Below are 17,215 nucleotides of genomic sequence, written 5' to 3'. Positions count from 1 at the left end.
CCATTAGGGTGAGGTCATGCCAGCGAGCTATGCATATCTCGGCCCCGAGGGCACCTTCACCGAAGTCGCCCTGCGCACGCTTCCCGAGGCCGCCACCCGGGAGCTCATCCCGTACGTGTCCGTCCAGTCCGCGCTCGACGCGGTACGCGCCGGCGAGGCCGAGGCCGCGTTCGTGCCGATCGAGAACTCCGTCGAGGGCGGCATCACCACCACCCTCGACGAGCTGGTCGCCGGCACCCCGCTGATGATCTACCGCGAGGTGCTGCTGTCGATCACCTTCGCACTGCTGGTCAGGCCCGGCACCGAGCTGTCGGGGATCAAGACCGTCTCCGCCCACCCGGCCGCCCAGCCCCAGGTGCGCAACTGGCTGAAGCAGCACCTGCCGGACGCGCACTGGGAGTCGGCCGCCTCGAACGCGGACGCCGCCCGGCTGGTCCAGGAAGGCCGGTACGACGCCGCCTTCGCCGGTGAGTTCGCGGCCGCCCGGTACGGCCTGGAGGCCCTGGAGACCGGGATCCACGACGCCGAGAACGCACAGACGCGGTTCGTGCTGGTGGGCCGCCCCGCCCGGCCCGCGGCTCCCACCGGCGCGGACAAGACCTCCGTCGTGCTCTGGCAGCGCGACGACCACCCCGGCGGCCTGCGCGACCTGCTCGGCGAGTTCGCCACGCGCGGCATCAACCTGATGTTGCTCCAGTCGCGGCCCACCGGCGCCGGCATCGGCAACTACTGCTTCTGCATCGACGCAGAGGGCCACATCAGCGACCGCCGGGTGGCCGAGGCCCTGATGGGCCTGAAACGGATCTGCCTCCAGGTGCGTTACCTCGGCTCCTACCCTCGGGCCGACCTGCAGCCGCTGGACGTCCAGCCGCCGCCGCTCGGGACCTCGGACGCGGAGTTCGTGGCGGCGGCGGACTGGGTCGCCCGGTGCCAGGACGGCCGGTTCTGACAGTCGTTGTCCACAGGAGTTATCCACAGGTCAGCTTCTCGACCTGGGGACAAGTCGACAACGAAGTGTGATTCAGTCGGCATATCGCACCGCAGCCCCTTGATTCACCCATCAGGGGACAGATCGCCCTTCGTCCACCCACTTCCCTTGCATCACTCTTCAGAATGACCGCATTCCACTCGAAAGTGAGGGCGAAGCGGGCCTGTATCGGGAATTCCGAGGGGCCATGGAACCTTGCGAAGTGATCCATTCCGAAGTCCACAGATCTTCCACACAGCCTGTGGATAACTTTTCTTCTCCGTGGATCCCTGTGGACAACCAAACCCCAAGTCGCCGCCCAGCGAAGGGATTCGAGTCAAGGCCGAGCCTTTCGGATGACCCTTTCCGGGGAGCCGGCCCCCTCCTCTTGACGCGATGCGCAAGACACCCATAACGCCACGTATGGCTCCACAGGAAGAGTGAGTCGTGGCCGGTCATCCCTCACCGGTAGCCTTGGGCGCGTGATTGACCTTCGCCTGCTCCGTGAGGACCCCGACCGTGTGCGCGCGTCCCAGCGCGCCCGTGGAGAGGACGTCGCGCTCGTCGACTCCCTCCTGTCTGCCGACGAGCGGCGCAGGTCGTCCGGCGTCCGCTTCGACGAGCTGCGCGCCGGGCAGAAGGCGCTCGGCAAGCTCATCCCCAAGGCCGCCGGGGACGAGAAGGCCGAGCTGCTGAAGAAGGCGAGCCAGCTCGCGGCCGACGTCAAGGCGGCCGACGCGGAGCGGGACGCCGCCGCGGCCGAGACCCAGGAGCTGCTGCTCCGGCTCGGCAACCTGGTCCACCCTGACGTCCCCGTGGGCGGCGAGGAGGACTTCGTCACCCTGGAGACGCACGGCACGATCCGCGACTTCGCCGCCGAGGGCTTCGAGCCCAGGGACCACCTGGCACTCGGCCAGATCCTCGGCGCGATCGACGTCGAGCGCGGCGCCAAGGTCTCCGGCTCCCGCTTCTACTTCCTCACCGGCGTCGGCGCGCTCCTGGAGCTCGCCCTGGTGAACGCGGCGATCGCCCAGGCCACCGCGGCCGGATTCACGCCGATGCTGACCCCGGCTCTGGTGCGCCCCCAGTCCATGGCGGGCACGGGCTTCCTCGGCCAGGCCGCCCAGGACGTCTACCACCTCGCCGACGACGACCTCTACCTGGTCGGCACGTCCGAGGTGCCGCTCGCGGCGTACCACATGGACGAGATCATCGACGCCGACCGCCTCCCCCTGCGCTACGCCGGCTTCTCGCCCTGCTTCCGCCGCGAGGCCGGCTCGCACGGCAAGGACACCCGGGGCATCTTCCGCGTGCACCAGTTCGACAAGGTCGAGATGTTCTCCTACGTGGCCCCGGAGGACTCCCAGGCCGAGCACCAGCGGCTCCTGGACTGGGAGAAGCAGTGGCTGACCTCGCTGGAGCTGCCGTACCGGGTGATCGACGTGGCGAGCGCCGACCTGGGCGCCTCGGCCTCCCGCAAGTACGACTGCGAGGCGTGGATCCCCACGCAGGGCAAGTACCGCGAGCTGACCTCGACGTCGGACTGCACGGAGTTCCAGTCCCGCCGGCTGTCGATCCGCGTGCGTGACGGCAAGCAGGTCAAGCCCCTCGCGACGCTCAACGGCACGCTGTGCGCCGTGCCGCGCACGATCGTGGCGATCCTGGAGAACCACCAGCAGGCCGACGGCTCGGTGCGCGTGCCCGAGGTGCTGCGCCCGTACCTGGGCGGCCGGGAGGTCCTGGAGCCGGTGGCCACGTGAGCGACACGGCCCCCTCGGGCGCATTCCCCTACAAGCTGGTCGCGACCGACCTCGACGGGACGCTGCTGCGGTCCGACGAGTCGGTGTCGCCGCGCACCCGTGACGCGCTCGCCGCCGCGACGGCGGCGGGCGGCGCGCACATCGTCGTCACCGGCCGCGCGGTCCCCTGGACCCGGCACATCCTCGACGAGCTCGGCTACCAGGGCCTGGCCGTCTGCGGTCAGGGCGCGCAGGTCTACGACGCCGGCGCGCACCGTCTGCTGACGTCGGTCACGCTGGACCGGCAGCTCGCCGGGGTGGCCCTGGCCAAGATCGAGGCGGAGGTCGGCCCGCTGTACCTGGCGGCCAGCCGCGACGGCCTGGACGGCGAAGTGCTCGTCGGCCCGGGCTACGCGGTCCAGGGCGCCCTGCCCGCGACGCCCTTCACGGACGCGTCCGAGCTGTGGACCGCGCCGCTGAACAAGCTGTACATCCAGCACCCGACCCTGTCGGACGACGAGCTGTGCGAGGTGGCCGCGCGCACCGCGGGCGGTTTCGTCTCCGTCGTCATGGCCGGCGAGGGCATCGTCGAGCTGCTCCCGCTCGGGCTGTCCAAGGCGACGGGCCTGTCCCTGGCGGCGCGGCGGCTCGGGGCGAAGGCGGCCGACACGATCGCCTTCGGCGACATGCCCAACGACATACCGATGTTCGCCTGGGCCTCCTACGGCGTCGCCATGGCCGATGCCCATGTGGAGCTGAAGGCGGTGGCCGACGAGGTGACGACCTCCCACGAGGAGGACGGCATCGCGGTGGTGCTGGAGCGGTTGCTGGGCTGAACACCCGCTCTGACGCCCGGTGTTCGGTGGTGCTCGGCGGAGGATGCACGGATCGAACGTGCGCGGGCTGTCCGGCCCGACCATGGCTTAGCAAGCCAGTGCCTTACCACTCGGCCAATCCTCCGGGTGGGCGGCCCACGCGAGGTGCGAGTCGCGTGCTCGAAGCGGCCGCCCCGGGCAGCTCCCCGTGTGGGAAGGCTCCACGGAGCGGTAGCGACTACTCCGGAGCCCGCCTCGGGCTGCCCTGAAGGAAGGAGCTGGACGTACTGCCGTGCATGGACATCGTCCGGCTCCTCTCCCCGAACGTGGCACCGGGTTGTCGCCCGGCAGGGACGACCACCACTCTGCCCGCCGGACGAACGGGGCGCCAGCGATTAAATTCGGCGGCGGCCGGTGGACGTTCGTCGGACCGGCCGGCAGGCGCCCACCGATGGCGTCCGGCCGGCTAACGCCTGCGCCACCGGCGTCTGCGGGCCTTGCTGAAGAACCAGCCCGCGGGAGGCTTCTCGGAGCGCCAGGGCTGGGGCTCCGGTTCCTCCCGGCGCCAGCGCGCGGCCAGCATCCGGGCGCGGGCGGACGGCTCGGAGGTCTCGGCGGAGCGTATGAAGTCCTCGTCCAGGACGAGGCCTTCGAGGTCGTCCGCGGCCGCTCCGTCTGAGGAGCCGGGCTGTCCGCGGTCGTCGTACTGAGCCCTCTCGCCCGCCATCTGCGTCCTCCCGCCGTCCAACTCCCGTGCGTCGCACCGCGTCACGTGTGCCCAGTGTGCGCCGGGCGAGGTGAAGCCTCCGTCAAGGCCGGGGCACGTCACTCCTCTCCGGCGAGGGTGAGCGAGCGCAGCTTCTGGCCGGCGTACCAGGTGGCCAGCACCGTGACGGCCACGAGCAGGACCGTCGCCGTGGTGAGGCCGACGTCGGAGGAGACCAGGTCCCCGCCGGACACCTTCTGGGCCACGGCCAGCGACCACTGCTGGACGCTGAGCGTGCGGGCGCCCGGCACCAGTGAGCCGAACAGCGCCTCCCAGACCAGGGCGTAGACCAGGCCGAACACCACCGCGTGCCGGGAGACCGTGCCGAGCAGCAGGAACAGGGCCGCGTAGGCGATGGACGCGACCAGGGCCGCCACCGTGTAGGCCACGGCCACCTGCTGGCCGTTGCCGTTCAGGACGAGGCCCGCGACGAGCGTGGGCACCGCCGAGAACACCATGGTCACCGCGATGGCGACGATCAGCTTCGTGAAGATGATGGTCGGCCGCGTGATCGGCTTGGACAGCAGGTACACCACCGAGCCGTCGTCGATCTCCGGGCCGATCGCGCCGGTGCCGGCGATGACGCCGATGATCGGCACCATCGTGGCGAGGGCGAGTCCGCCCAGCAGGTCGGCCGCCGTCTGGTCGTCCGCTCCGGCCAGGGCGCGGACCGCCACTGCGATCACGACGAGCAGCAGCGGCAGCGCGCCGAGGATGAGGGCCCGGCGCCGGCCGAGCAGGGCCCGGTAGGTGAGCCGGGCGACTGTGGGGTCGTACATCAGGGCCTCCTACGCCGCGACCAGGTACGAGAAGACGGACTCGAGGGACTCGTCGGACGGCGAGACCGTGAGCAGGCGGATGCCGTGCTCCCGGGCCACCCGCGGCAGCAGCGCCGTGAAGCGGCCGAAGTCGACGGCCTGGATGCGCAGCGCGCCCTCGGTGACGTCGACCTCGATGCCGGACGTCGACGGGTCGGCGATGAGCGCGGCCGCGAGGGCGCGGTCGTCGCTGGAGCGCACCAGATAGCGGTGCGGCCGGTCGGTCATCAGACGGCGGATCCTGCGGAAGTCGCCGCTCGCGGCGTGCCGGCCGGCGACCACGACCTCGATGTGCCAGGCGAGCTGCTCGACCTCTTCGAGGATGTGCGAGGAGAACAGCACCGTGCGGCCCTCGTCGCCCATGCGGCGCAGCAGGTCCATGAGCTGCATGCGCTGGCGCGGGTCCATGCCGTTGAACGGCTCGTCGAGCAGCAGCAGCGAGGGGTCGTGGACGAGGGCGCTCGCCATCTTCACGCGCTGGCGCATGCCCTTGGAGTACGTCTGGATCCTGCGATCCTGCGCGTACTCCATCTCGACCGTCGCCAACGCCTTCTGGGCCGCCCTGGCGCCCAGGCCGTGCAGCTCTGCGTTGGCGAGGACGAACTCCCTGCCGGTGAGGAAGTCGTACATCGCCTCCCGCTCGGGGACGACGCCGATGTGCCGGTAGATGTCCTCGTTGCGCCACACCGGCCGCCCGTCGAGGGTGACCGTGCCGGTGGAGGGGGCCAGGAAGCCGCCCATCATGTTGATGAGGGTGGACTTCCCGGCGCCGTTGGGGCCGAGCAGGCCCGTGACGCCGGGGCCGACGGTCATGGTGATGTCGTTGACGGCGACCACGTTGCCGAACCAGCGGGAGACGTGGTCGATGGAGAGCGTGGTCACAGTCCCACCTTCTTGTAGCGGCGCATCAGCAGGCCGTAGCTCGCCGCGATCAGTCCGAGGGCGGCGAGGACGAAGACGACGCCCTCGGCGGTGCCCGGGCCGGCCCCGCCCGGGAAGGCGGAGGTCGCGCCGAGGAACGCGGACTGCACACCGTCGATGATCGTGATGGGCGAGAAGAGCCCGATCCACGGCACGGCGTCGCTGCTGCCCTGGGCGTCGGCGATGGCCTGGAGGGTGGAGACCGCGCCGTAGGTGATGGTCAGCACGGCGATCACGGCGGCGATGCCGAAACCGCGGCGCGGGGTGAAGGACGCGACGACCAGGCCGATGCCGGCGAAGAGCAGGGAGAGCAGTGCCACGGAGACCAGTCCCTGTGCGAATCCCCTGGTCTGGTCGGCGAAGTCGAGCTTGGCCAGCAGCGCGCCCGCGTAGAGCACGAGCAGGGGAGCGGCGGTGAGGATGAACAGCGCCGAGGCGAGGGCCGCGAACTTGGCGCGGACGTAGTCGGCCGTCTCGATGGGCCGGGAGAAGTACAGCGGCACGGTCTTGAAGCGCAGGTCGCGCGAGACGGACTGCGGCGCCTGGGAGGCGACGTAGAGGCTGAGGACGGCCTGCATGACGATCGCGTAGCGCGTGTAGTCCAGGGGCAGTTCCTTGGCCTTGGTGGCGACCGCCACGGCGACCATGATGGCCGCGGGCACGCACATCACCACGAAGAGCAGCATCGGCAGCACCTTGGACCTGACCGAGCGGCCGAGGCCGTAGGCGCCGCGCAGGGACTGCGAGTACAGGGAGCGGCGGGCGTAGGCGCGGCCGAGACGGGGGCCGTCGTAGCTGCGGTAGCCGATGTTGTGGATGCGGGTCTGGTCGCCCGGGGCCCGGGCGGGGGTGCCCGTGGAGTGCTCAACCGCCATGGCCGACCGCCTCCTTCCGCTGCTCGTGCTCGTCGCCGGCCGTGAAGACCTCGGAGATGTGGTGCCGGCGCTGCTCCATGCGCACCAGGCCGAGTCCGAGGTCCGCGATCACGTCCCGGACCAGGTCGTAGGTCTCCTCGCCCTGCGCGGTCAGGAGCAGGACGTGGCCCGCTCCGGGCAGGCCGCTGCCGTCCTCGACGCCCACCCCGCGCGCGTGCAGCGCCTCGCGGACCGCGCGGGTGCCGTCCGGGTGCTCGTCGGTGTCGGTGACCTCGATGGCGAGGGTGGTGGTGATCTGGGTGAAGTCCGTGGTGGAGCTGGAGCGCAGGAGCCTGCCGCCGTCGATGACGACGACGTGGTCGCAGGTGCGCTCCAGTTCGCCCAGCAGGTGGGAGGTGACCAGGACCGAGATTCCGAAGTCGGTGTGGATGCGGCGGATCAGGCCGAGCATCTCGTCGCGGCCGGCCGGGTCGAGGCCGTTGGTCGGCTCGTCCAGGAAGACCAGCTGCGGGTCGTGCACGAGGGCCTGGGCGAGCTTGACGCGCTGCTTCATGCCGGTGGAGTAGCCGCCGATGGGGCGGTAGCGCTCCTCGTACAGGCCGACGTGGCGCAGGGTGTCGGCCGTGCGCTCGCGCGCCGCGGTGGGCGGCAGTCCGGACATGCGCGCCATGTGGACGACGAACTCGGTGGCCGAGACGTCCGGCGGCAGGCAGTCGTGCTCGGGCATGTACCCGACGCGCTCACGGATGGCGGCACCCTCGGTGGCGACGTCGAGGCCGAGCACGTCGGCGCGGCCCTCCGTGGCGGGGGACAGTCCCAGCAGGATCTTGATCAGTGTGGACTTGCCGGCGCCGTTGGCTCCGACGAGTCCGGTCACACCGGGCCCGACGTCCACGGAGAGCCGGTCAAGCGCGGTCACCCGGGGGAACCGCTTGCTCAGGCTTTCGGTCGCGATCACAGTCACCCTTCGAAGGTAGGGGCCGTGCGCGTGGCGGTCGTCACTCCGCAGAGCTGTCTTGGGATCAGCCTCGAGTATTACGGGCCCTTAGGGGGCTTGGTCCCTGAGGGTCGCCACGATCGGAAGGCTCCTATTGACGGACTCTCTAACAACTGCCAGATTCGCCGGATGACGTTGCTGACGGGCGCGCGGGAGCGCTGGGTGCGGACCGGCGAGGTCGAGCTGTGCGTGGCCGAGATGGGCGATCCGGGCCGGCCCACGGTCGTCCTGGTGCACGGCTACCCCGACAGCAAGGAGGTGTGGTCCGAGGTCGCCGCGCGGCTCGCCGGGCACTTCCACGTGGTGGCGTACGACGTCCGAGGCCACGGCCGGTCCACGGCGCCGAGCCCGCTGCGCGGCGGGTTCACGCTGGAGAAGCTCACGGACGACTTCCTGGCCGTCGCGGACGCGGTCAGCCCCGGCCGCCCGGTGCACCTGGTCGGGCACGACTGGGGCTCGGTGCAGGCCTGGGAGTTCACCACCGTCAAGCGCACCGAGGGCCGCATCGCGTCCTTCACCTCGATGTCCGGCCCGTCGCTCGACCACTTCGGCCACTGGATCAGCCGGCGTGTGAAGCGCCCCACCCCGCGCCGGATCGGCCAGCTGCTCGGCCAGGGCGCACGGTCCTGGTACGTGTACCTGCTGCACACGCCCGTGCTGCCGGAGCTGGCCTGGCGCGGCCCGCTCGGCAAGCGCTGGCCCGGAGTCCTGGAGCGCGTCGAGAAGGTGCCCCGGGGCGGCTACCCCACCTCGTCCCTGCCGTCGGACGCGGCCCGCGGGGCCTGGCTGTACCGCGACAACGTCCGGCCCCGGCTGCGCGAGCCGCGCCCGGACGCGCACGCCCACGCGCCCGTGCAGCTCATCACACCCGTGGAGGACCGGTTCCTGTCGGAGCGGCTCCACGACGACCTGGAGCAGTGGGTCCCGCGGCTGACCCGCAGGACGGTGGCGGCCGGGCACTGGATCCCGCGGACGCGGCCCGACCTGGTGGCCGGATGGATCGAGGAGTTCGTCCTGTCCGTCGAGAGCGGGCGTTCCCCGGTGGCGGCGGGGGGCCGGCACGCCGAGCGCTTCGGCGGGCGTCTGGTGCTCGTCACCGGGGCGGGCAGCGGCATCGGGCGGGCGACCGCGCTCGCCTTCGCCGGGGCCGGCGCGCGCGTCGTGGCCGTCGACCGGGACGCGGAGGCGGCGGCCCGCACCGCCGAGTCGGCACTCCGCGACGGCGCGCCCGAGGCCTGGGCGGAGACGACCGACGTCTCGGACGAGCGGGCCATGGAGAGGCTGGCCGACAAGGTCACCGCGGAGTACGGCGTGGTGGACGTCCTGGTGAACAACGCCGGGATCGGGCTGTCCGGCTCCTTCTTCGACACCACGCCTGAGGACTGGAGGAAGGTCCTCGACGTCAACCTGTGGGGTGTGATCCACGGCTGCCGGCTCTTCGGCCGCCGGATGGCCGAGCGGGGCCAGGGCGGCCACATCGTCAACATCGCCTCGGCCGCGGCCTACCAGCCGTCCCGGGCCCTGCCCGCGTACAGCACGTCCAAGGCGGCCGTGCTGATGCTCAGCGAGTGCCTGCGGGCGGAACTGGCCGGGCGGGGGATCGGCGTGAGCGCGGTCTGCCCCGGCTTCGTGAACACCGCCATCACCTCGACGGCGCACTTCGCCGGGGTGGACGCCGAGGAGGAGAAGCGACTCCAGCGGCGGGCCGCCCGGCTGTACGGGATGCGCAACTACCCACCGGAGAAGGTCGCCCGGGCGATCCTCGGCGCGGTCGTCCGCAACGAGGCCGTCGTGCCGGTGACGCCGGAGGCGCGGGGTGCGCGGATGCTGGCGCGGTTCGCCCCGGGTCTCCTGCGGAGGGTCGCGCGCGTGCGGCCACCGGTGTGACGGGACGCCAAACACCCTGCTGCTGAGGTCAGTTGTCCACAGGAACGCGGGTTTCTCCTGTGGATAACGCGATGTGGTTGTGGATCAAACCTCCGCGGTGAAACTCGATCGCGTGATGCGTGTCTCTCCCGCACGCTGAGGGGATGGACGAAAGACGAACCGTGAAGGTGTCGAAGTACCTCTCCAAGCATCTGCGCCACCAGCCGGAACGGATCGGGCTCACGCTCGACGAGGCCGGCTGGGTGGAGATCGACGCGCTCATCGCCGCGGCGGCCGCGCACGGCTTCCGGTTCACGCGCGACGAACTGGACCATGTCGTCGCCTCCAACGACAAGCGGCGCTTCGCCGTCGAGGGCACCCGGATCCGCGCCAGCCAGGGCCACAGCGTCGAGGTGGACCTCGGCCTGGCGCCGGCGACTCCGCCCGCGCACCTCTACCACGGCACCGTGGCCCGCCACCTGGACGCGATCCGGGCCGAGGGACTCCGGCCCATGAACCGGCACGCCGTGCATCTGTCACCCGACCGTGAGACGGCGACCCGGGTCGGGGCCCGCCGCGGGCGGCCGGTCGTACTCGGAGTCGACGCCGCCGCCATGCACCGCGACGGTCATGTCTTCCACGTGAGCGCGAACGGTGTGTGGCTGACCGGGTCCGTACCGCCGCGCTACCTGCGTTTCCCCGAATCGCACTGACCTGCTCCCTCGGGGCGGCGACGCGTGGGCGCTCGCGGGGTGTTTCACGTGAAACACAGGACACCCGCCGGGGCTCCTTTAGGCTCGATGCCATGAGTCTGCGCCTGAGCACCGTGATCCTCCCCCACCGCCGCTGGCACGAAGGCGGCCGTGCGGCCTGGATCCGTGCCGACCAGCTCGGCTTCCACACCGCGTACACCTACGACCACCTCTCGTGGCGCACCTTCCGGGACGGCCCGTGGTTCGGAGCTCTGCCGACCCTCACCGCCGCCGCGGCCGTCACCGACCGGATGCGGCTGGGCACGCTCGTGACCTCACCGAACTTCCGGCACCCCGTGACCCTCGCCAAGGAACTGATCTCCCTCGACGACATCTCCGGCGGGCGGGTCACCCTGGGCATAGGAGCGGGCGGCTCCGGCTTCGACGCCACCGCGCTCGGCCAGGATCCGTGGAGCCCGCGGGAGCGCGCCGACCGCTTCGCCGAGTTCGTCCCGCTGCTCGACCGGCTGCTCTGCGAGGACGCGGTGTCGTACGAGGGTGACTTCTACTCGGCCCATGAGGCCCGCAACATCCCCGGCTGTGTGCAGCGCCCCCGGCTGCCCTTCGCGGTGGCCGCGACCGGGCCGCGCGGGATGCGTCTCGTCGCGGGGCACGGGCAGGCATGGGTGACCACCGGGGACCCCAAGCTGTACGAGAACGGCACCCCCGAGCAGTCGATTCAGGCCATTCGCGGACAGGCCGAGAGGCTGGCCGACCTCTGCGCGGAGACCGGTCGGGACATGACCGGCCTCGACAAGGTCCTGCTCACCGGTTTCACCCCCGACCGCACCCGGCCGCTGCAGTCCCTGGACGCCTTCGTGGACTTCGCCGGCCGGCACGCGGAGCTGGGCTTCACCGAGCTGGTGCTCCACTGGCCGATCCCCGAGTCGCAGTTCGCGGTGGACGAGAAGGTCTTCGAGCAGATCGCGATGGAGGCCCCGGAGCAGTTGCGCTGAGCACCGGTACGAGACCGGCCGGGTGCCTGCGAAGGACCCCGACGTAGACGCCACAGACGGTGGTACCCACTCACCTGTTCGGACTCCCGCACGGCCGAGCGGGCATATGCAGGACAATGGCCGGGTGACCTCAGCGACCCGACAGCCCGAGACCGCGGCCAGAACCCTCCCGCCGCGACTGATCGCCACCGACCTCGACGGCACCCTGCTCCGCGACGACAAGTCGGTCTCCCCGCGCACGGTCGCCGCGCTGGCCGCCGCGGAGGAGGCGGGCATCGAGGTCTTCTTCGTCACGGGCCGCCCGGCGCGCTGGATGGACGTCGTCAGCGACCACGTGCACGGCCACGGGCTGGCGATCTGCGGCAACGGCGCGGCCGTGGTCGACCTGCACGGCGGCCCCGGCGCCCACCGGTTCGTGAAGGTGCGCGAGCTGGCCCGCGAGAACGCGCTGGACGCCGTCCGACTGCTGCGCGAGGCCGCACCGGGCACGGTGTACGCGGTGGAGCAGACGTACGGCTTCTACCAGGAGCCGGCCTACCCGAAGCTGCACGTGGAGATACCCGACAGCCTCGCTCCGGCCGAGGAAGTGCTGTCCCTCGCCCACCGGGCGGCCTCCGAGCCGGTGCTGAAGATCCTCTCCTACCATCCCGAGCTCGACCCGGACGCCTTCCTGACCCTGGCCCGGCTCGCCATCGGCGATCGGGCCAACGTCACCCGGTCCAGCCCCAGCGCCCTGCTGGAGATCAGCGGCCCCGAGGTGTCCAAGGCCAGCACACTCGCCCTGTGCTGTGCCGAGCGCGGCATCTCGCACGAGGAGGTCGTCGCCTTCGGGGACATGCCGAACGACGTCGAGATGCTGACCTGGGCGGGCCGCTCGTACGCGATGGGCAACGCGCACCCCGACGTGGTCGCCGCGGCCTCGGGGCGAACGGTCGCGAACAACGAGGACGGGGTGGCGGTCGTGATCGAGCAGTTGCTGGCCGAGTGGTTGTAGCGCCGGGCCGCTCCGGCCGACCGAGTGTAGGGAGCGGCCCGGCCGTCGTCCTCACCGGGCCGCTCCCTACCGGACGGCTTCTCTCAGAGCGTCACCCCGCGTGCCGCCAGCCAGGACACCGGGTTCACCGCCGAGCCCATCTCCGGCGTCACCCGCGTCTCGAAGTGCAGGTGAGGGCCGGTGGAGTTGCCACTGGTGCCCGACTGCCCGATCCACTGGCCCGGGGTGACGAGCTCCCCCTGATCGACCGCCACGGACGCCAGATGGGCGTACTGCGTGTAGTAGCCGCCCGGGTGCTCGAGCACGATCTCGATGCCGAAGGCTCCTCCGCAGGACACCTTCACCACCCGGCCCGCCCCGACGGCACGCACCGGCGTGCCGATGGGCACCGCGAAGTCCTGCCCCGTGTGCCGGTTCGCCCACCGTGAGCCGCCGCTGCCGTAGGACGCGGACAGCTCGTACGTCTCCACGGGCGTGACCCACGCGCTGGTGAACCCCGTCTCGCGCTGGTCGAGCCGGACGGCACCACGGCAGGAGCCCGCGGCGACCGCGGCGTCCGCCCGCCCCTGCAACTCCGAGCGGGCGGCCTCCAGCTTCTCCTCGATAGCGGCCTTCAGGGCCGCGAGCTGGGCGTTCCGCTTGTCCAGCGCCTGCCACTCGGCCGCGGCCTTCGCCTCGTCGGCTGCCAGGTGCGCCTCGGCCCGGCGGCTCTTGGAGATCGCGTTGTTCAGCGCCAGGTCCGCCTGCGAGAAGGCGTGCTGACCACGCATCAGGTCGTCGGGGCTGTCGGCGAGGATGATCTGCGCGGCCACGGGCAGGCCCCCGCCGCTGCGGTACTGGGCCCGGGCGATGCGGCCCAGGTCCTCGTGGAGCGCGGCGATGTGCCGCCGCTGCGCGTCGAGCAGTTCCTCGGCGCGCCGGGCCCTGGTCCGCTGCTCATCGGCCTCCTTGCGGCCGGCCTCGTACTGCTGGGTAGCGACCGCGGCGTCCTCGTAGAGCCGCACCACGTCGGCGCTGAGGCCACCGGCGGGCGTGTCCGCCCCGCCGGCGGTGCTGCCGCTGCCGGATTCGTCGCCGGCCGTGTGGGGGCGGGCCGCGAGGACGGCCAGCGCGCAGAGCAGGACCGGAACCAGCAGGCGGTGGCGGCGAAATGAACGCATGTCAGCGATCGTGACCCGCCCCGCCGCTCCGGTCCTGTTCTCGTCGTACGGCCGGGGGACCGGATGCTCCGAACGGATCAGGGCGGAGCCCCACGCGGGTGCTACGGAACTCCCGCGAGGGACTCCGACGCCGCCTCCCGCTCCGCCATCCCCCGCAACGGCCCGTCCGCCGTCACCAGCTCCGCGAACGGTCCGCGCTGCACCACCCGTCCCCGGTCCAGCACGATCACCTCGTCCACCGCCTCCAGACCGGCCAGCCGGTGCGTGATGAGCAGGGTCGTGCGGCCTTCGGTGGCGGCCAGCAGGTCGGTGGTGAGGGCGTCGGCGGTGGGCAGGTCGAGATGCTCGGCCGGTTCGTCGAGCACCAGGACGGGGAAGTCCGCGAGCAGCGCCCGGGCCAGGGCCAGCCGTTGCCGCTGCCCACCCGACAGCCGGGCCCCGTGCTCGCCGACGAGCGTGTCGAGCCCGTCGGGCAGGCCGTCGGCCCAGTCGAGCAGCCGAGCCCGGCCCAGCGCGGCACGCAGGTCGTCCTCGGTGGCGTCCTTGCGGGCGAGCAGCAGGTTCTCCCGCAGCGAGCTGTCGAAGAGGTGCGCGTCCTGCGCGCACAGCCCGACGAGCCCGCGTACGTCGTCACCGTGCAACGCGTAGGCGTCGACACCGGCCAGCGTGTAGGTGCCCGCCTCCGCGTCGAGGAACCGCAGGAGGGTCTGCGCCAGCGTCGTCTTGCCGGAGCCGGAGGGTCCGACCACGGCGACGCGGCGGCCCTCGTCGAGGGTCAGGTCGAGCCCGGCGAGGGCCTCCCGGTCCTGTCCGGCGTGCCGGGCGGCCAGGCCCCTGACGACGACCGGGAACGGGGACGGGGGTGCCGGCCGGGGCCGCTCCGGCTCCCGCACGGGCTCCGGGGCGTCCAGCACCTCGTACACCCGCTCCGCGCTCCGGCGCACGCGCTGCCGGTACTGCACGGCGAGCGGCAGCCCCAGCACGGCCTCGAACGCGGCCAGCGGGGTGAGGACGACGACGGCCACGGCCACACCCTCCAGCCGTCCCGCGGCGACCGCCTGCGCGCCGGCCAGGGCGGCGGCCGTGACGGTCAGGCCGGAGATCAGGGCGGTGAGTCCGTCGCCGAGGGCCGTGGCCGTGGCGGCGCGCGAGGCGATCCGGGTGAGTGTCCCGTCGGCCTCCCGTGCCTGGGCGGTCCGCGCGGGCAGGGCACCGGCCACGGTGAGCTCCGCGGTGCCGGTGAGCAGGTCGGTCACCCGGGTCGCGAGCACACCGCGGGCGGGCGCCAGCCGGTGGTCGGCCCGCCGGGCCACGGCACCCGTCACGAGCGGCACGCCGACGCCCGCGGCCAGCAGCCCGGCCGCCAGCAGGGCCCCGGCCTCGGGCAGCAGCCAGGCCGTGAAGCCGACGGACACGGCCGACACGAGGGCGGCCGCCCCGGCCGGCAGCAGCCAGCGCAGCCAGTAGTCCTGCAGCGCGTCGACGTCCGCGACCAGACGGGAGAGGAGGTCGCCCCGGCGGGTGCGGCGCAGCCCGGCGGGCGCCAGCCGCTCCAGCCTGCGGAACACCTCCACCCTGGTGTCCGCGAGCATCCGCAGCACGGCGTCGTGCGACACCAGCCGCTCGGCGTAGCGGAACACCGCCCGCCCGATGCCGAAGGCCCGCGTGGCCGTCACGGCCATCATCAGGTACAGCACGGGCGGCTGCTGCGAGGCCCGGGAGATCAGCCACCCCGAGGTGGCCATGAGCCCCACGGCGCTCCCGAGCGCGAGGCTGCCGAGCAGCAGCGCCAGTCCGAGCCGGCCGCGCCGGGCCCCGGACAGGGCACGCACCCGGGCGAGTACACCGCCCGAGGAGGGCCGCTGGGCCACTGCGGCCGGGGCGGCCGGCCCGGCGTCGACAGGGCGCGGCGCCCCCTTCGGCGTGACGGGACGGTCCATGGCAACGGCCACGGTCTCCGGCTCCCCCAGCCGGACCACCCGGTCGGCGACTTCCAGCAGCGCCGGCCGGTGCACGACCATCAGCACCGTCCGCCCGGCAGCCAGGCGCCGGACGGCGGCCACGACCTCCGCCTCGGTGGCGCCGTCCAGCGCCGCCGTCGGTTCGTCGAGCAGCAGCACGGGCCGGTCCGCGAGGAACGCCCGCGCCAGCGCGAGCCGTTGCCGCTGCCCGGCGGACAGCCCGGCGCCGTCCTCACCGAGCAGGGTGTCGGCCCCCTCGGGCAGCGCGTCCACGAACTCCAGCGCCCCGGCGTCCCGCAGCGCACCTCGCACCGCCTCGTCGTCCGCGTCGGGCCGCGCGAGCCGTACGTTCTCGGCGATCGTCCCGGCGAAGAGATGCGGTCGTTGCGGCACCCACGCGATCCGGGACCGCCACTGCCGCAGGTCGGCCTCGGTGAGGTCGACTCCCCCCACCGTGATCCGTCCCCCGGCCGGCCGTGCGAGGCCGAGCAGGGCGTGCAGCAGGGTCGACTTGCCGGCGCCGCTCGGGCCGACCAGCGCGACCGTCTCCCCGGGTTCGACGGTGAAGGACACCTCGGAGAGGACGTCCGCCGACCGCCCCGGATACCGGACGGTCAGGCCCTCGAAGACCAGCACGCCCTGCGGTACGGCCACGGAACCGGAGGGAGGGACGGGGGTCTCCAGCACCGCGAAGACCTCCTCCGCCGCTGCCAGCCCCTCCGCCGCCGCGTGGTACCGCGCACCGACCTGCCGCAACGGCAGGTATGCCTCCGGCGCGAGGATCAGGATGACCAGGCCGATGTACAGGTCCATCTCGCCGTGCACCAGCCGCATGCCGATGGTCACGGCGACCAGGGCCACCGAGATCGTCGCGAGCAGCTCCAGCGCGAAGGAGGAGAGGAAGGCGATCCGCAGCGTCCGCATGGTCGCGCGCCGGTACGCGCCGGTGATCCGCCGGATCGACTCGGCCTGGGCTTTGGCACGGCCGAACACCTTCAGCGTCGGCAGCCCCGCCACGACGTCCAGGAAGTGCCCCGACAGCCGTGACAGCAGACGCCACTGACGGTCCATACGTGACTGGGTGGCCCAGCCGATCAGGGTCATGAAGACCGGGATGAGCGGCAGGGTGCCCACGATGATGGCCGCGGAGACCCAGTCCTCGGTGACGATCCGCGCGAGCACCGCCACGGGTACGACGACCGCGAGACCCAGCTGCGGCAGGTACCGCGAGAAGTAGTCGTCGAGGGCGTCGACGCCCCGGGTGGCCAGGGCGACCAGCGAACCGGTCCGCTGCCCGCTCAGCCATCCCGGCCCGAGCCGTGCGGCGTGCTCCAGCAGCCGTCCCCTCAGCTCGGACTTGACCGCCGCGCCGGCCCGGTGCGCGGCGAGCTCGGTGAGCCAGCCGACGACCGCCCGGCCGGCCGCGACGGCGACCAACAGCAGCAGGGGAGTGGTGAGTTCGGACGCGGACATGCGGTGCTCGAAGGCACCCACCACGACCTCGGCGATGAGCATCGCCTGCGCGATGACCAGCCCCGCCCCCACGGCTCCCAGGGTGACGACCGCCACCAGGAAGCCGCGGGTGGCACGGGTGTACCGGAGCAGGCGCGGATCGATCGGTTTCACGT

The 17,215-nt window shown here is 72.4% G+C and carries 14 protein-coding genes and 1 tRNA gene; 7 read left to right on the top strand and 8 right to left on the bottom strand.

Features of this window, described 5'->3' with window-relative positions:
• Positions 1 to 16 precede the first annotated feature (16 nt).
• The 3 genes from pheA to ACFW6P_RS03325 all read left to right on the top strand — a co-directional run bounded on the left by pheA (position 17) and on the right by ACFW6P_RS03325 (position 3,542).
• On the top strand, positions 17 to 949 hold the full coding sequence (pheA, locus tag ACFW6P_RS03335; RefSeq protein ID WP_386349066.1) for a prephenate dehydratase: 933 nt from the start codon (positions 17 to 19) through the stop codon (positions 947 to 949).
• A gap of 500 nt (positions 950 to 1,449) precedes the next feature.
• The gene (serS, locus tag ACFW6P_RS03330; RefSeq protein ID WP_386349069.1) at positions 1,450 to 2,727 is read left to right on the top strand and encodes a serine--tRNA ligase; all 1,278 of its coding nucleotides are present in this window, start codon (positions 1,450 to 1,452) and stop codon (positions 2,725 to 2,727) included.
• On the top strand, positions 2,724 to 3,542 hold the full coding sequence (locus tag ACFW6P_RS03325) for an HAD family hydrolase (RefSeq protein WP_386349072.1): 819 nt from the start codon (positions 2,724 to 2,726) through the stop codon (positions 3,540 to 3,542). The genes serS and ACFW6P_RS03325 overlap by 4 nt, the downstream gene beginning before the upstream one ends.
• Before the next feature lie 37 nt (positions 3,543 to 3,579).
• Here ACFW6P_RS03325 and ACFW6P_RS03320 read toward each other — a convergent pair.
• From ACFW6P_RS03320 to ACFW6P_RS03295, 6 genes are all read right to left on the bottom strand, one after another.
• Positions 3,580 to 3,666 (bottom strand) — tRNA-Ser (locus ACFW6P_RS03320).
• 321 nt (positions 3,667 to 3,987) lie between these two features.
• Complete coding sequence (locus ACFW6P_RS03315) at positions 3,988 to 4,248, bottom strand: hypothetical protein (RefSeq protein ID WP_386349358.1); 261 nt, start codon at positions 4,246 to 4,248, stop codon at positions 3,988 to 3,990.
• Positions 4,249 to 4,346: 98 nt separating this feature from the next.
• The gene (locus tag ACFW6P_RS03310; RefSeq protein WP_386349075.1) at positions 4,347 to 5,066 is read right to left on the bottom strand and encodes an ABC transporter permease subunit; all 720 of its coding nucleotides are present in this window, start codon (positions 5,064 to 5,066) and stop codon (positions 4,347 to 4,349) included.
• Between the two features lie 9 nt (positions 5,067 to 5,075).
• Positions 5,076 to 5,987 carry an ABC transporter ATP-binding protein gene (locus tag ACFW6P_RS03305; RefSeq protein WP_386349078.1) on the bottom strand — a complete coding sequence of 304 codons (912 nt, stop codon included), beginning with the start codon at positions 5,985 to 5,987 and terminating at the stop codon, positions 5,076 to 5,078.
• The gene (locus tag ACFW6P_RS03300) at positions 5,984 to 6,901 is read right to left on the bottom strand and encodes an ABC transporter permease (RefSeq protein WP_386349081.1); all 918 of its coding nucleotides are present in this window, start codon (positions 6,899 to 6,901) and stop codon (positions 5,984 to 5,986) included. Before ACFW6P_RS03300 ends, ACFW6P_RS03305 begins: the two co-directional genes overlap by 4 nt.
• Complete coding sequence (locus ACFW6P_RS03295; protein ID WP_386349361.1) at positions 6,891 to 7,859, bottom strand: ABC transporter ATP-binding protein; 969 nt, start codon at positions 7,857 to 7,859, stop codon at positions 6,891 to 6,893. The genes ACFW6P_RS03300 and ACFW6P_RS03295 overlap by 11 nt, the downstream gene beginning before the upstream one ends.
• A 168-nt stretch (positions 7,860 to 8,027) precedes the next feature.
• Between ACFW6P_RS03295 and ACFW6P_RS03290 the strand changes: the two genes are divergently transcribed.
• The 4 genes from ACFW6P_RS03290 (at position 8,028) to ACFW6P_RS03275 (ending at position 12,466) form a co-directional block, all read left to right on the top strand.
• A complete protein-coding gene (locus tag ACFW6P_RS03290) occupies positions 8,028 to 9,785 on the top strand; it encodes an SDR family oxidoreductase (RefSeq protein ID WP_386349085.1) in 1,758 nt (585 codons plus the stop codon).
• 143 nt (positions 9,786 to 9,928) lie between these two features.
• Positions 9,929 to 10,477, top strand: coding sequence for an RNA 2'-phosphotransferase (locus tag ACFW6P_RS03285; RefSeq protein ID WP_386349088.1), 549 nt, complete (start codon positions 9,929 to 9,931; stop codon positions 10,475 to 10,477).
• Positions 10,478 to 10,569: 92 nt separating this feature from the next.
• Positions 10,570 to 11,472, top strand: a complete 903-nt coding sequence (locus tag ACFW6P_RS03280; protein WP_386349091.1) for an LLM class flavin-dependent oxidoreductase — start codon at positions 10,570 to 10,572, stop codon at positions 11,470 to 11,472.
• Positions 11,473 to 11,578: 106 nt separating this feature from the next.
• The gene (locus tag ACFW6P_RS03275) at positions 11,579 to 12,466 is read left to right on the top strand and encodes a Cof-type HAD-IIB family hydrolase (RefSeq protein WP_386349094.1); all 888 of its coding nucleotides are present in this window, start codon (positions 11,579 to 11,581) and stop codon (positions 12,464 to 12,466) included.
• Positions 12,467 to 12,549: 83 nt separating this feature from the next.
• On the opposite strand, the gene ACFW6P_RS03270 is transcribed toward ACFW6P_RS03275, so the two are convergent.
• Together ACFW6P_RS03270 and cydD are read right to left on the bottom strand one after the other, a co-directional pair.
• Positions 12,550 to 13,626, bottom strand: a complete 1,077-nt coding sequence (locus ACFW6P_RS03270) for a peptidoglycan DD-metalloendopeptidase family protein (RefSeq protein ID WP_386349097.1) — start codon at positions 13,624 to 13,626, stop codon at positions 12,550 to 12,552.
• 101 nt (positions 13,627 to 13,727) lie between these two features.
• On the bottom strand, positions 13,728 to 17,213 hold the full coding sequence (cydD, locus tag ACFW6P_RS03265) for a thiol reductant ABC exporter subunit CydD (RefSeq protein ID WP_386422813.1): 3,486 nt from the start codon (positions 17,211 to 17,213) through the stop codon (positions 13,728 to 13,730).
• Between the last annotated feature and the right edge of the window lie 2 nt (positions 17,214 to 17,215).

The organism is Streptomyces sp. NPDC058741, from assembly GCF_042746715.1.
Classification (GTDB): Bacteria; Actinomycetota; Actinomycetes; order Streptomycetales; family Streptomycetaceae; genus Streptomyces.
The sequence above is the reverse complement of the archived record's forward strand: the minus strand, read 5'-3'. Positions and strand labels throughout refer to the sequence as shown.

What these genes read in the sequence shown, in the direction of transcription:
- pheA (WP_386349066.1), top strand. Translation starts at nt 17, where the DNA reads ATGCCAGCGAGCTATGCATATCTCGGCCCCGAGGGCACCTTCACCGAA.
- ACFW6P_RS03315 (WP_386349358.1), bottom strand. Translation starts at nt 4,248, where the DNA reads ATGGCGGGCGAGAGGGCTCAGTACGACGACCGCGGACAGCCCGGCTCC.
- ACFW6P_RS03310 (WP_386349075.1), bottom strand. Translation starts at nt 5,066, where the DNA reads ATGTACGACCCCACAGTCGCCCGGCTCACCTACCGGGCCCTGCTCGGC.
- ACFW6P_RS03300 (WP_386349081.1), bottom strand. Translation starts at nt 6,901, where the DNA reads ATGGCGGTTGAGCACTCCACGGGCACCCCCGCCCGGGCCCCGGGCGAC.
- ACFW6P_RS03290 (WP_386349085.1), top strand. Translation starts at nt 8,028, where the DNA reads ATGACGTTGCTGACGGGCGCGCGGGAGCGCTGGGTGCGGACCGGCGAG.
- ACFW6P_RS03285 (WP_386349088.1), top strand. Translation starts at nt 9,929, where the DNA reads ATGGACGAAAGACGAACCGTGAAGGTGTCGAAGTACCTCTCCAAGCAT.
- ACFW6P_RS03280 (WP_386349091.1), top strand. Translation starts at nt 10,570, where the DNA reads ATGAGTCTGCGCCTGAGCACCGTGATCCTCCCCCACCGCCGCTGGCAC.
- ACFW6P_RS03275 (WP_386349094.1), top strand. Translation starts at nt 11,579, where the DNA reads ATGCAGGACAATGGCCGGGTGACCTCAGCGACCCGACAGCCCGAGACC.
- ACFW6P_RS03270 (WP_386349097.1), bottom strand. Translation starts at nt 13,626, where the DNA reads ATGCGTTCATTTCGCCGCCACCGCCTGCTGGTTCCGGTCCTGCTCTGC.